The organism is Hafnia alvei (assembly GCF_900095695.1).
GTDB classification, from domain to species: Bacteria; Pseudomonadota; Gammaproteobacteria; order Enterobacterales; family Enterobacteriaceae; genus Hafnia; species Hafnia alvei_B.
In genome coordinates this window covers 1-14144 of record NZ_FMIQ01000036.1, presented here as the reverse complement: position 1 = coordinate 14144, position 14144 = coordinate 1, and the positions used below count along the sequence as shown (strand labels likewise).

Sequence of the window (14144 nt, the reverse complement as noted above, 5' to 3'; positions counted from 1 at the left end):
TGATGATGAAGCAATACCTGCAAGTAACAAAACCGGGCATTATCTTCGGTAACCTGATTTCGGTTATCGGTGGATTCTTCCTGGCCTCGAAGGGGAGCTTAGATGTTCCCCTGTTCATCGCGACCATGGTAGGCGTGTCGCTGGTTGTCGCCTCGGGCTGTGTATTTAATAACTACATTGACCGAGACATAGATAAAATTATGGAGCGAACCAAAAACCGCGTTTTGGTGAAAGGGTTAATCGCGCCTAAAGTGACATTGACCTACGCTACGCTGTTGGGCCTTGCCGGTGTTGCACTGTTATATGTTGCGGCTAATCCGTTAGCCGCGCTGTTGGCAGTGATTGGCTTCATCGTCTACGTTGGCGTTTACAGCCTGTATATGAAGCGTCATTCCGTATACGGTACGCTGATTGGCAGCCTGTCTGGCGCCGCTCCACCGGTTATTGGCTATTGCGCCGTCAGCAACGAGTTTGACGCCGGCGCCCTGATCCTTCTGGCTATTTTCAGCCTGTGGCAGATGCCGCACTCCTATGCGATTGCCATCTTCCGCTTCAAGGATTATCAAGCTGCCAATATTCCAGTATTGCCCGTGGTTAAAGGTATTTCGGTAGCTAAAAACCACATCACGCTGTACATCGTGGCGTTTATGGTTGCCACGCTGATGCTGTCTCTAGGCGGGTATGCTGGCTATAAATATCTGGTTGTTGCAGCCGCGGTCAGCGTGTGGTGGTTAGGTATGGCGCTCTCTGGCTATAAGAAAGCGGTGGACGATCGCGTATGGGCTCGCAAACTGTTTGTGTTCTCCATCGTGACCATCACTTGCCTGAGCGTAATGATGTCGGTTGACTTCCAGTCTCCGGCAACAGAAAGCCTGCTAACGATGCTGCGTTGATCGTTTAGTCTTAATGGTTAATCGTAAAAAGCCGGATATCTCATCCGGCTTTCTTTTTTCCCCTCCCCCGCTGAGTCCTTAGTCTGTTCAAAACGGGTAAGGTCAAGTAATCTAGCTCGGCTTTAATTACAATAGATACTATTCCTCGGGAATGCTTTCCACCAACTGCCACCAGAGCAGTGCTCATCAGAAAGCACCAATAACAAGAATAATTTCAACGCAGTGAAACGCTGGGTTGTTCCCGTACTAAAAGAAACTGAGGTTGTAATGAATGATTTTCAGATGACACCAGAGGAACGGAAAGCCACCTGGGGTCTAGGAACCGTATTCTCATTGCGTATGCTTGGGATGTTTATGGTTTTGCCGGTGCTAACCACCTATGGTATGTCTTTGGCGGGCGCTTCCGAAACGTTAATCGGGCTCGCGATTGGAATTTATGGCTTAACACAAGCCGTCTTCCAGATCCCATTTGGCCTCTTTTCCGACCGAATCGGACGTAAACCGCTCATCGTCGGCGGGCTACTGATATTTGCTCTCGGCAGCGCCATTGCGGCCATGACAGACTCAATATGGGGCGTGATCCTTGGCCGCGCTTTACAAGGCTCGGGAGCAATTGCCGCCGCGGTTATGGCGCTGTTATCCGACTTAACCCGTGAGCAAAATCGCACTAAGGCGATGGCATTTATCGGCGTCAGTTTTGGCGTCACCTTTGCCATTGCAATGGTCGCAGGCCCGATTATCACCCACGCCGTTGGCCTCTCCGGGCTTTTCTGGATGATCGCGCTGCTCGCATTAGGTGGCGTTATCATCACGCTCTTTTGCATCCCAACGCCGCGCCATCACGTGCTGAACCGTGAATCGAGCATGGTGAAGGGCAGTTTTAGCAAAGTACTGGCAAACAGCCGGTTGCTTAAGCTTAATTTTGGCATTATGTGCGTACATATTTTACTGATGTCGAGCTTTGTAGCGCTGCCACCGCTCATGGAAGAAGCGGGTCTGGCAAGGGATAGTCAGTGGAAAGTCTATTTAGTGACCATGCTGATCGCATTTGTCTGCGTTATCCCTTTCATCATCTATGCTGAAAAACAGCGTCGTATGAAACAGGTATTTCAGGTGTGCGTTATTTTAATGCTCGCCGCTGAGGTAATCCTCTGGTACGCCGATTTAAACCTGTGGGGCATTATCTTTGGCATTCAAGTTTTCTTTATTGCATTCAATGTGATGGAAGCGCTATTGCCTTCACTGATCAGCAAAGAGTCGCCCGCTGGATATAAAGGCACAGCGATGGGAATTTACTCCACCAGCCAATTTCTCGGCGTGGCCATCGGTGGGAGCTTAAGCGGATTCTTATATTCACATAACGGCGCGGCAACCGTGTTTACCGGATGCGCAGTGTTGGCCGTGATCTGGCTCGCGGTTAGCATGACGATGAAAGAGCCTCCTTACGTCAGCAGTTTGCGCATTGTTATTCCCGACACGATCCCTGCAACGCCAGAATTAGAACTGGCGCTTAAACAACTGCACGGCGTGGCTGATGTGGTGCTTATTCCTGAAGAAAAAACGGCGTATGTGAAGATTGATTCTAAAATCACCAACCGTGGCGATATTGAGCTGTTTGTGGCGGGGCAGCATTAGATTTAGGCCTGTTTATCTGATGCTTTTGTTTTTCTTGTTGGATGAGATACACGATAGAGCCGCCAGCAAGGATGCTGGTGGCAGGTTGAGGGCGCACAGGACGTGCGCTCCGAGACCGGTCGGACAAACAACTCGGTAAAAAGCGCGAGAGTCGAGAGGTTGCGCGCCAGCAACCTTTCGTCGGACGCCTGAACCAGCATTTTCATGGAAACCCAAATGCTAATTGGCGTCCGAAACCTTACGCGATTCTACAAACCTTACGCCTAAAACAATTTGTTAATCGCGGAAGTTATTAAACTGGAATGGTTGTCCCAAATCTGCACCACGAATAAGGGCCATAACGCCCTGCAAATCATCGCGTGATTTACCCGTGACACGCACTTGTTCACCCTGAACCTGCGCCTGCACTTTCAACTTGCTGTCTTTAATCAGCTTAATGACTTTTTTCGCCATTGCGCTATCAATGCCCTTTTTCAGCGTGGCTTCAATGCTGTAAGTTTTACCGCTGTGTTCTATCTGCTCTGGGATCTCTAATGCAGCACCATCGATGCCACGTTTCGCCAGTTTTTCGCGCATAATATCCACGAGCTGGTTGACTTGGAAATCAGAGATGCTGGAGATTTTGATACTTTCATTTTTCTCATTCAGCTCAAAGCTGGCTTCAACGTTGCGAAAATCCCAACGGGTTCCTAGCTCACGTGAAGCGTTTTCTACGGCGTTACGAACTTCTTGAATATCAATTTCAGAAACGATATCGAATGAAGGCATGTTAAATCTCCTCTCGGTTGAATGCCGAGCATAATAGCGGCTTCCTCCGGCGATGCAAGACCAGCCACCGTCCTTACACCATAACCAATGCTTCTCACTGCGATCTGCGTCATAAAAGTTTATACTGATAATATCCATCATACTTCAAGCTGCATCTTTGTTGGCTGCGCTCACTCGCCCGAATCACTTACTCGAGTAAGCTCATTGGGACTCGCTCTTTTGCCGCCGCGATGCAACTCGAATTATTTTGGCTATAGATTGAATATTTCTGCTTTGCGCGCAAATCGCCTGATGCATCGGGCAGGAGGCCAAATGAAAATAACAGTTCTTGGTTGTGGGGCGCTAGGGCAGCTATGGTTATCGGCACTGGAACAAGCTGGGCACGATGTTCAAGGCTGGTTGCGCGTGCCTCAGCCCTACTGTCCAGTTAACATAATCCAACTTAACGGGCAGTCCTACAATAAAAACCTCGCAGCGAACGACCCTCTGCATTTAGCCGAAAGCCAAATTTTATTGGTGACGCTAAAAGCTTGGCAGGTATACAACGGTTTGGTTCCGTTGCTGGCAAAAATCCCCCCTCATTGCCGAATTATCCTGCTGCATAACGGCATGGGCAGTCAGGATGAGTTACCAAAGCTGATTGAACAACCTCTATTTCAAGGGGTAACCACCCATGCCGCGCGCCGTGATGGCAATACGATTATCCACGTTGCCGCGGGTGCGACGCATATCGGTCCAACGAACTCAGCCGCTATTGGGCAAAGCAACGTTGCTGAAGTCTTGCATCAGGCGCTTCCTGATGTGGCATGGCATGACAACATCATGCCCGCTATTTGGAAAAAATTAGCCGTTAACTGCGTTATTAATCCATTGTCGGTCATCTATAACTGCCGCAACGGCGATCTGCAAAAATACATGCCGCACGTAGAGGCCATCGTAAAAGAAATTTCCGATGTCATGGAGGCTGAAGGGTATCGAACATCCCCCGAAAGCTTATTGCATTACGTGACCAACGTGATGTGCATGACCGCCGATAATTACTCTTCTATGCACCAAGACGTGCAGGCACAGCGACATACTGAAATTGACTACATCACCGGCTATCTGCTCAGGATGGCACGTAAGCACGGGCTTAGCGTTACTGAGAATGCCCATATTTTTGAAACCATTAAACGAAAGGAACAAACCTATGAGCGCATCGGCTCTGGTGTGTCTGGCTCCTGGTAGCGAAGAAACTGAAGCAGTAACAACCATTGATTTGCTTGTTCGCGCGGGCATTAAAGTCACTACGGCAAGTGCTGCCAGCGATGGCGAATTAGTCATAGTCTGTTCACGCGGCGTTAAACTGCTAGCAGATAAACCACTGGTTCAGGTTGCCGATGAGTCTTATGACGTGATTGTTTTGCCCGGTGGAATGCAAGGCGCCGAGTGTTTTCGAGACAGTGAATTAGTCGTTGAGAAAGTGCGTCAAATGCATCTAGAAGGAAAACTGGTCGCCGCAATTTGTGCTGCACCAGCGTTAGTATTGGCTCACCACAAACTATTCCCAATAGGGAATATCACCTGTTTCCCAACGCTGAAAGATCAAATCCCCGAAAATCAGTGGATCGACAAACGCGCTTACTTTGATGAACGCGTTAACCTGCTAACCAGCCAAGGGCCGGGAACCAGCATCGATTTTGCGCTAAAGATTATCGACGTGCTTTTAGGCAAAGAAAAAGCCGCCGAAGTGGCAGCCCAGTTAATTCCCGCATCGGGGATCTATGACTATCAGGAGTGGTAATCCAGACATCTTGCCAAGCGTATAATCTGCGTTAGCGGCGAAGTCAGTTTGATCTCGGCCAGCGCACAGCAACCGGAGCGTACATTCAGTACGTGAGGATTGCGAGCACTGCCCGAGTTCAAAATGGCAAGCAAGCTAGCAGATTACGGGCGATACACCTTAACGTTGTTATATCCCTGCTCTTTCAGATACAGCGCCTGCAAGCGGCTCATCACGCCACGATCGCAGTACAACACATAATTGCGGTTCTGATCGAGATCGCCAAACTGAGTAGCCAGTTTGTAGAATGGTAGGCTTTTCACTTCTAGCCCTTCAATCTTCAGCGGTTTGTCTTCTTGTTCGTCGTTAGAGCGAATATCCAGAACCACTTCATCACCGCTTAGTGCATCAACGGTTTCAACTTCGACCACCTGCTCGCTGGTTTGCTGGGCGATTTCACGGATATCCATGTTTTGCGCTTCGGCCACCACACGTTCAAGAATGTCGAAATCGAAGTTTTCTTCTTCAGCTTCAATCTTGGACTTCACGGCTTTTACGGTTGGACTTTTTGAAATCACGCCGCAGAATTCAGGCATGGTTTTGGCAAAATCTTCAGTCCCAATTTCACGAGCCATATCAATGATATGTTCTTTATCGTGCGAAATCAGCGGGCGCAGGATCAGCGTGTCAGTCACGCCGTCAATCAAACGCAAATTGGTTAGCGTTTGACTTGAAACTTGTCCCAGTGCTTCACCGGTAACCAAAGCCTGAACGCCATAACGTTCTGCAACTTTCGACGCCGCACGCATCATCATGCGCTTGAGGATAACGCCCATTTGGCCATCATCGACTTTCTCCAGAATTTCACCCACCACAGGGGCAAAATCGATGGCCACAAAACGCACACGATGAGAGCTGCCAAAACGGTTCCACAGATAATGAGCGACTTGTTTGACGCCAATTTCATGCGCAGAACCACCCAGATTGAAGAAACAGTAATGTACACGGCAGCCACGGCGCATCAGCATATAGCTGGAAACGCCGGAATCGAAGCCACCGGAAATCAGCGACAGCACATCTTCCTGCGTACCGATTGGGTAGCCACCTAAGCCTTCGTAGCGACCTTTGATCAGCAGCAGGCGGTCATCTTCAATTTCCAGATGAACGGTGACCTGAGGATGGGACAGTTTAACCTTAGCACTTTCAATATGCTGATTTAGACCACCACCCACGTAGCGTTCAACTTCAATCGACGTAAAATCATGCTTACCACGACGCTTAACACGCACGCAGAAGGTTTTCCCTTCCAGCTTGTCACGATACATTTCAAGCGTTTGCTCGAAGATGTTGTGCATATCGGTGTAAGGGCAGTCATCAACTTCTAAAATGTGATGGATCCCAGGGATTCGTGTTAAAGCATCACGAACCTGTTCGGTGCGGCTTTCATCTTTAGCGCGAACTTCGATATGATCCCAATGGCGTACGATAGCCACTTCATCAATTTGTTTTTTCAGAACGTTGCGAATGTTCCCGGTAAGGATCTTAATAAAGCGCAAACGCACTGATTGGCTTTTGATAGTAATTTCTGGGAATAATTTAATGATAAACTTCATGATGGCAGTGGCTATTTCGTCGTGATTTACGTTAAAAGGGCTTACACTGCATGCTAAGAAATTGAGGACGCAATGTACAAGGCGCGCAGTATAGCACTAACTTGCTCACTGGCGCACTGAACCTCATCTCACGAGTTTAAAATCCGTAATTTGCCAAGTCCTACAGACTCCGGTAACGTGGCAAAAAATTCTGTCACTCCATCGCAGAACCGCTATTTATTGCAGAACAACATTACAGAACAGCGAAGAAAAGAAGACTATGGCAAAAAAAGCACCCGCCGCGCCTAGCTTTGAACAAGCTCTGAGCGAACTAGAACAGATTGTGACTCATTTAGAATCTGGCGAACTGCCATTAGAAGACGCGCTCAATGAGTTCGAACGTGGCGTTCAGCTTGCACGTCAAGGGCAGCAGACGCTGCAACAGGCCGAACAGCGCGTACAGATCCTACTTAATGACGATAAGGACGCCCCTTTATCCCCTTTTAACGCGGATCAAGAATAAAACATGGTTGTTTTTGAACAGTTACTCAAAACCTATCATCAACGCGCCGATGCCGCGTTAATACACTATATTGACCCACTGCCCTTTTCTGACGGGCAATTGGTCGCAGCAATGCGCTATGGTGCACTGCTCGGCGGAAAACGTCTTCGCCCTTTCTTGGTGTATGCCACCGGCGAAATGTTCGGCCTTTCGTTAGATAATCTGGATGCCCCCGCTGCGGCCGTTGAATGCATTCACGCCTATTCGCTGATGCATGACGATTTACCCGCTATGGACGACGATAATCTGCGTCGTGGTCAGCCCACCAGCCATATTAAATTTGGTGAAGCCCACGCGATTTTGGCCGGCGATGCGCTGCAAACGCTGGCGTTCTCGATTCTAGCCGATAGCCCAATGCCTGCGGTTGCCGTTACCGATAGATTGGCGATGCTTAGCGAACTGGCGCAGGCCAGCGGCGTGGCAGGCATGTGCGGTGGCCAAGCGTTAGATTTAGAAGCCGAAGGTAAACGCGTTGATTTGCAGGCGCTTGAGCAAATTCATAGCCACAAAACCGGGGCATTGATCCGCTGTGCTATTCGTATGGGGGCCTTGGCCGCCGGCGATACCGGACGCGCTGCGCTGCCGTTGTTAGACCGTTACGCTCAGGCCATCGGACTTGCATTCCAAGTACAAGACGACATTTTAGATGTTATCGGTGACAGCGCTAAAACGGGCAAACCTCAGGGCTCAGATCAAGAATTAGAAAAAAGCACTTACCCTGCATTGCTCGGCCTCGAACAGGCCCAAAATAAAGCGCTCGATCTGTATAAAGATGCAATACATGTTCTCGAAGAGCTTGAGCAACACCACAGCATTGATACTCTGGCGTTAAAATCCTTAGCCAGTTTCATCATTGAGCGCGATAATTAAACCAATAAAAATAGAAACCGCCCTTCGTGCACGTTAAAACGCTGATGGGTTGTAGTCTATACCCGAAATAATCAGAGTTGCAGTCAGGCGGCAGGTGAACAACACCTTAACAACGCGCATGCAGCTTGAAGTATGACGGGTATATATTGAAAAATGTAATTCAGACATGAGCCGCTAATGAGTTTTGATATAGCCAAATACCCGACACTCGCACTGGTTGAAGATCCTAACGATCTTCGCCTACTGCCGAAAGAAAGCCTGCCAAAGCTGTGCGACGAACTTCGTCAGTATCTGCTCAATAGCGTTAGCCGCTCTAGCGGGCACTTTGCCTCAGGGCTAGGGACCGTAGAACTGACGGTCGCGCTGCACTATATCTATAACACCCCATTTGATTCACTAATTTGGGATGTCGGCCATCAGGCATATCCGCATAAAATCCTGACTGGGCGCCGCGATCGCATTGCAACCATCCGCCAAAAAGGCGGTTTACATCCGTTCCCATGGCGCGATGAAAGTGAGTACGACGTGCTCAGCGTGGGCCACTCTTCGACATCCATCAGTGCTGGATTGGGGATGGCCGTTGCCGCCGAACGGGAAGGTAAAAACCGTCGCACGGTTTGTGTCATTGGCGATGGAGCTATCACAGCAGGCATGGCTTTTGAAGCCATGAACCACGCCGGCGATATCAAAGCGGACATGCTCGTTATTCTGAATGATAATGAAATGTCGATCTCCGAAAATGTGGGCGCGTTGAATAACCATTTGGCCCAATTGCTCTCCGGCAAACTCTATTCCAGCCTGCGTGAAGGTGGGAAAAAAGTGCTATCCGGCTTACCGCCGATCAAAGAGCTGGTAAAACGTACCGAAGAGCACCTTAAAGGTATGGTTGTCCCTGGCACCTTGTTCGAAGAACTCGGTTTTAACTACATTGGCCCTGTTGATGGGCATGATGTGCAAGGCTTGGCCGCCACGCTAAAAAACATGCGTGATTTAAAAGGCCCACAGCTGCTGCATATTATGACCAAAAAAGGCAAAGGCTACGCCCCTGCCGAAAAAGATCCTATCAGCTGGCACGCGGTACCTAAATTCGATCCAGCCAGCGGTACCTTGCCAAAAAATTCAGGTGGATTACCAACCTACTCCAAAATATTTGGCGACTGGCTGTGTGAAACGGCGCTCGACGACAGCAAATTAATGGCTGTCACACCCGCCATGCGTGAAGGGTCTGGCATGGTGCGGTTCTCGAAAGAATACCCGCAGCAATATTTTGACGTTGCGATTGCCGAACAGCACGCCGTCACATTCGCCGCTGGCTTAGCCATCGGTGGCTATAAACCGGTCGTCGCCATTTACTCCACGTTCCTGCAACGTGCCTATGACCAAGTCATTCACGATGTGGCGCTGCAAAAGCTTCCGGTGATGTTTGCTATCGATCGCAGCGGTATCGTAGGCGCCGACGGGCAAACGCATCAGGGGGCCTTTGATATCTCATTCCTGCGCTGTATCCCTAACATGGTCATCATGACACCAAGTGATGAAAATGAATGCCGCCAGATGCTGCACACCGGGCATCAATATCAGGATGGCCCAACGGCTGTACGTTATCCGCGCGGTTCAGGCACGGGGGCAGTGTTAGAACCTTTAGCCTGTTTGCCAATTGGCAAAGGCATTGTTCGTCGTCAGGGAGAGAAAGTCGCCATACTGAACTTCGGCACGTTGATGCCAGATGCATTAATCGCCGCCGAACAGCTAAATGCCACCGTCGCTGACATGCGCTTTGTTAAACCACTTGATGAAGCATTAGTGTTGGAACTGGCCGCGACGCACGATGTGCTAGTGACGCTAGAGGAAAATGCCATTATGGGCGGTGCCGGTAGCGGCGTGAATGAACTGCTGATGGCTAAGCGTAAAGTCGTCCCTGTACTTAACCTTGGTTTACCCGATAAATTTATCCCGCAGGGTACTCAGGCTGAAGCATTGCATGAAATTGAACTTGATTCGGCAGGCATCGTCAGCCAGATCGAGCGTTGGTTACAAGACTAAACTTCATTGCCCAAATAACAAAGCTACCTTTCGGTAGCTTTGATTTTTTTGCACTTAACACACAAGCTAAGCCAATATTAAGACTCGCTTGGCGCACGCCAGTCATCGGCACCAGAAGTACCGGAAACGGTATGTTCCCAAGTAATTTTACGATACGCCAAAGACACTTTGACTAACTGAGTGAATTCAGCTTTAACGGCATCTTGGCAGTGTGGCATGTGGCAATCAATATCAACAATTGTGGCATCATCCAAAATGGTTGAGAAGAAATGCTCTTGTTTACCCTCAATGGAAGTGCGATACCATTTCAGCTCAACTTTCGGCAACATCTCGCCTGAAGCTAATGCGTTATATAGCAAAGGTACGGCTTTGTTCAACGCAACGGTGAAACGAAACGGCTTATGAACACGCTGGCCAGAAGGCTGACCTGATTGTGGGTCGGTTGGTACAGTCACAATGTGTTCAAATTCCTGCACTAGCATTTGGTCTTCATGGCCCTGAACGTAAATGTTACCCACAGAATCAGAAGTGAATGCGCCAGACGTAATATTTCCCTGCGTTTTACCTTGGATGGAGATATAACATGGAGTAGGCATTGCAATATCCTTATAAATAAACCGAACTGAGTTAAGAGGGATGTTCCTTAAAAGAAAAAGGGAAGTGCGTCTTTTTCTTTCTGCATGCTATCTGCCTATCTGAGAAATTTGTTTCCAACCATTAAAATGAATGTAAGAAAATATGAATAACATTATTCGTAAACTAGAAAAAAACTTCCATTTTGAGCGTTTTAATTGTGAAAAACCTAATAATTAGATTAATAATCTACAAAAACCATGTGCTAAGTTTTTTATACACTGGAGATAAAACGCCCTTCCGTCAATAGATGGAATTACGCGACCAAAGAATTTTATTTTTTGAGCACTGCGTGCGCTCGCCCTTTGCAGAGCGAGGCTTGATTGAAATAACGATATTAAGAGACGACATCTCGAACCACTCAATAAAGCCAGTCATTCGGATGAATAAACATAGTTAGCGAAGAAATCACAAGTCAAAGTTTATGCCTTCGGCGGCGTTCCTTCCTCATTTGCGACAACAACCTCTATCTGGATTAGCGCATCTTTAGGTAAAGCAGATACGCCAATAATTCTTCGTGCAGGAGTACCACTTGGGAAGAATGTTGTGTAAACGCTATCTACTGCGGAAATATCTGCAATATGTTTAAGGGCGATATTAACTTTAACAACGTCACCCATCGTGTGCTCGATGCTCTCTATAATTGCTTTAATATTTTTAAGGCATTGCTCAGCCTGCTCTTTGACACCACCGGCGACTAATTTGCCGGATTTGGCATCAATAGGCAGTTGAGCTGACAAATGGTTGTAATGAGAAAAAGCGACAGTCTGTGTAGACAGAGGGCATTTTGGCGCATTGTCCGTATTGTGTGGTTCTACAATGAGCCCATGTCTATCTTCAACGGCCTGCGGCGGTGTACCGTCGCCGTGTGACACCACGGCTTCAATTTGCACCAAAGCCCCCATAGGTAACCCTGACGCAACAATCACCGCTCGTGCTGGAACATAGCCCATGGTTCGGGCAATCGCTGAGTCGGGAAAAAATGTAGCATAAACTTCGTTGACGGCTTCAAGATCCGAAAGGTTTCTCAGGAAAATACTTATCTTCACAATGTCATCAAAGGGCACGTCAATACTGTCTACAATGGCTTTAATATTCTTTAAACACTGCTTAGTTTGCTCTTTAATCCCCCCCTCTACCACTCTGCCGGTTATCGGATTAATAGGTAATTGGGCCGAAAGATTATTATAATGAGAAAAAGCGACTGTTTGTGAAGATAGAGAACTCACTGGCGCATTTACCGTGTTATTTATAAGCTTTATCAGGTCGCCAGCTTGTGGGGCGTTTGGAATTGTGCCCTCTCCGTTTGAGAGAAGTGCTTCAATTTGCACTAACGCCCCCATAGGCAAAGCATCAACCGCAACAACCGTTAGGGCGGGAACATAGGTTGGGAAGAATGATTTATAAACTACACCTACGGCGTCAGCATCTTTGATATTCTTAACGAATATAGTGATACGAATAATATCACTCATGACATGTTCGATGCTTTCTACAACGGCTTTAATATTGTTAAAACACTGCCCGGCCTGCTCTTTTATACCACCTGCGACCAATTCACCTGATTTTGGATCAATAGGCAACTGAACTGAAAAATTATTATAATGAGAAAATGCGACAGTTTGTGAATGGAGTTCGATATCGCTTGGTGCATTCTGCGTGTTTCTTGCTAAGACTTCATTGTAGCCGCTCATAGTGATGTTCACCGTTAAAAATTAGAGTTTAGTGGGTTATGTGGCAAACAAGACTCTACAGCGCTGTCGATCATTGCTGCGGTTGCATCCACGTAACAAACATTTGAACTTCATAAATTATGAAGCCTTTATTTCAAGCAAAATAAATGCCATGCGTTGAAGCGCACGGCATTTATTTTTTACTCTATTTTTTACTTAGCTAGTCATTATCGATGCGACAGAATATCTTCGTCACCACCCACCCGCATTTTGATACTTTCCAGTATCCATAGAATAAGCTCCTCACCGCTGATTTTATCGCGGTATTCAGCGGGCAGATCGCGAGTATCAATTTCACCGTCAATCATAATCAACGGTTTTAGGCGATTGCCCAGTTCAGTACCGCTAGGCAGCCATTGGAATTCACGCCCGGTCGGGTTGAGCTTATCGTGGCTGGTATAGAGTTCCCCTTTAATCCCACCGACAACCACCGTGGTACTCGGGAAGAAGGTTCTGAGTAGTTTGCCTTTGGAAGTGCGGTCTTCTAACACTGATTGTTCATCTTTATTAAGACTTTGAACATCAATGGTTATACGGCTCGCTGTATCGGCATGTCCTGTTGTTCCACGCCATGTGATGCCATAACTATCTTGCGTCTCAAGGCGCCCTGGGTAATATTGGTACTCGTTGTCAAGGCAATAGCCTTGATCATAGTGCGGATAAACATGATAGGCTATTTTTTTTATATCCCGCATTTGAGCATCAGTTTTGTTTTTTAACTCCTGATCTAGTCTATCGGCTGATAGTGGACGAGGGATTTCTATCGACCTTCCTGTGACTAATATCCATTGTTTACGCTCGGGGACTGATTTTAAATAATACGGATGAAAGCGATATAAAGAACTCATCCCAATATCTGGATTCTTTTCTGTATTTGAATACTCCAATATTATCTTAGGATTAGAGCCCATATTTTTGTGCACAATGCGACTACCCTTGTTGTACTCACTATCTTTAGATATTTTTTCATTAATATAATTAATCCAGTCTTTTTCTATATTTGGATAATCAGCTCTGACTGCCCTTACAATTTCAATGCTAAAGCTGTCAAAGGAATAACCGCCACTATTCATATACATAAAGTTAGGTAATTCAATTTCATAACGCCCAAAGCAGTGTTTTTGCGTGGGAAGTTGAGTACTCATAGCAGTATCCTTACGAAGAGAGTGTGGCCCACAGCCGGTTGTTGATAACACCAAAGTGCTAAGTAATAACCACGATAGATGTCGCATAGCTAATTCCTTTTATTTTTTTGGCGCGCTAATTTCAGCATTATAGGCCCAACTGGCGGTTTGTATGGATTTTATAAGAAGACTGCTCGATACAATTTTATATTTACAACACGACAAATACATTAGTCATATAGCTATTAAAGAAAAATATATGTTTGAGTCGCTAACGTCATGTATATAAAGAATGGCGTTAGCTCAAAACAGACTATTTATCGATGAGATAGAATATCTTCGTCACCACCCACCCGCATTTTGATACTTTCCAGTATCCATAGGATAAGCTCTTCACCGCTAATTTTGTCGCGGTATTCAGCGGGCAGATCGCGAGTATCAATTCTGCCGTCGATCATAATCAGAGGCTTGAGGCGATTACCTAGTTCTGTACCGCTAGGTAACCACTGGAACTCACGAGCAGTTGGGG

At 47.2% G+C, this 14144-nt stretch carries 12 protein-coding genes and 1 pseudogene; 7 read left to right on the top strand and 6 right to left on the bottom strand.

Annotated features, from left to right (window positions below):
- The first annotated feature begins 2 nt into the window (after nt 1–2).
- Nucleotides 3–893 carry a heme o synthase gene (gene cyoE, locus BN1044_RS10050; RefSeq protein WP_025800005.1) on the top strand — a complete coding sequence of 297 codons (891 nt, stop codon included), beginning with the start codon at nt 3–5 and terminating at the stop codon, nt 891–893.
- 267 nt (nt 894–1160) lie between these two features.
- A complete protein-coding gene (locus BN1044_RS10045; protein ID WP_072308554.1) occupies nt 1161–2528 on the top strand; it encodes an MFS transporter in 1368 nt (455 codons plus the stop codon).
- A gap of 276 nt (nt 2529–2804) precedes the next feature.
- On the opposite strand, the gene BN1044_RS10040 is transcribed toward BN1044_RS10045, so the two are convergent.
- Entirely contained in the window at nt 2805–3296 is a 492-nt protein-coding gene (locus BN1044_RS10040; protein WP_040044356.1) for a YajQ family cyclic di-GMP-binding protein, read from the bottom strand.
- Between the two features lie 312 nt (nt 3297–3608).
- Here BN1044_RS10040 and panE point away from each other — a divergent pair, with 312 nt between their 5' ends.
- Together panE and yajL are read left to right on the top strand one after the other, a co-directional pair.
- The gene (panE, locus tag BN1044_RS10035) at nt 3609–4523 is read left to right on the top strand and encodes a 2-dehydropantoate 2-reductase (protein WP_072308553.1); all 915 of its coding nucleotides are present in this window, start codon (nt 3609–3611) and stop codon (nt 4521–4523) included.
- Entirely contained in the window at nt 4486–5079 is a 594-nt protein-coding gene (gene yajL, locus BN1044_RS10030) for a protein deglycase YajL (protein WP_072308552.1), read from the top strand. Before panE ends, yajL begins: the two co-directional genes overlap by 38 nt.
- 143 nt (nt 5080–5222) lie before the next feature.
- Here the strand turns inward: yajL and thiI are convergent, their stop codons facing one another.
- Complete coding sequence (gene thiI, locus BN1044_RS10025) at nt 5223–6671, bottom strand: tRNA uracil 4-sulfurtransferase ThiI (protein WP_072308551.1); 1449 nt, start codon at nt 6669–6671, stop codon at nt 5223–5225.
- Nucleotides 6672–6930: 259 nt separating this feature from the next.
- On the opposite strand from thiI, the gene xseB reads away from it, so the two are divergent.
- The 3 genes from xseB (at nt 6931) to dxs (ending at nt 10125) form a co-directional block, all read left to right on the top strand.
- Complete coding sequence (gene xseB / locus BN1044_RS10020; RefSeq protein ID WP_040044353.1) at nt 6931–7173, top strand: exodeoxyribonuclease VII small subunit; 243 nt, start codon at nt 6931–6933, stop codon at nt 7171–7173.
- Between the two features lie 3 nt (nt 7174–7176).
- A complete protein-coding gene (gene ispA, locus BN1044_RS10015) occupies nt 7177–8082 on the top strand; it encodes a (2E,6E)-farnesyl diphosphate synthase (protein WP_072308550.1) in 906 nt (301 codons plus the stop codon).
- 177 nt (nt 8083–8259) lie between these two features.
- Nucleotides 8260–10125, top strand: coding sequence for a 1-deoxy-D-xylulose-5-phosphate synthase (dxs, locus tag BN1044_RS10010; RefSeq protein WP_072308549.1), 1866 nt, complete (start codon nt 8260–8262; stop codon nt 10123–10125).
- Between the two features lie 77 nt (nt 10126–10202).
- On the opposite strand, the gene BN1044_RS10005 is transcribed toward dxs, so the two are convergent.
- The 4 genes and pseudogenes from BN1044_RS10005 to BN1044_RS09990 form a co-directional block, all read right to left on the bottom strand.
- Complete coding sequence (locus tag BN1044_RS10005; protein ID WP_072308548.1) at nt 10203–10721, bottom strand: Hcp family type VI secretion system effector; 519 nt, start codon at nt 10719–10721, stop codon at nt 10203–10205.
- 459 nt (nt 10722–11180) lie between these two features.
- Nucleotides 11181–12452 carry a RidA family protein gene (locus BN1044_RS10000; RefSeq protein WP_072308547.1) on the bottom strand — a complete coding sequence of 424 codons (1272 nt, stop codon included), beginning with the start codon at nt 12450–12452 and terminating at the stop codon, nt 11181–11183.
- Between the two features lie 206 nt (nt 12453–12658).
- On the bottom strand, nt 12659–13636 hold the full coding sequence (locus BN1044_RS09995) for a hypothetical protein (protein ID WP_247650274.1): 978 nt from the start codon (nt 13634–13636) through the stop codon (nt 12659–12661).
- A gap of 296 nt (nt 13637–13932) precedes the next feature.
- Nucleotides 13933–14144 (bottom strand): annotated as a pseudogene (locus tag BN1044_RS09990) (hypothetical protein); the annotation flags it as partial.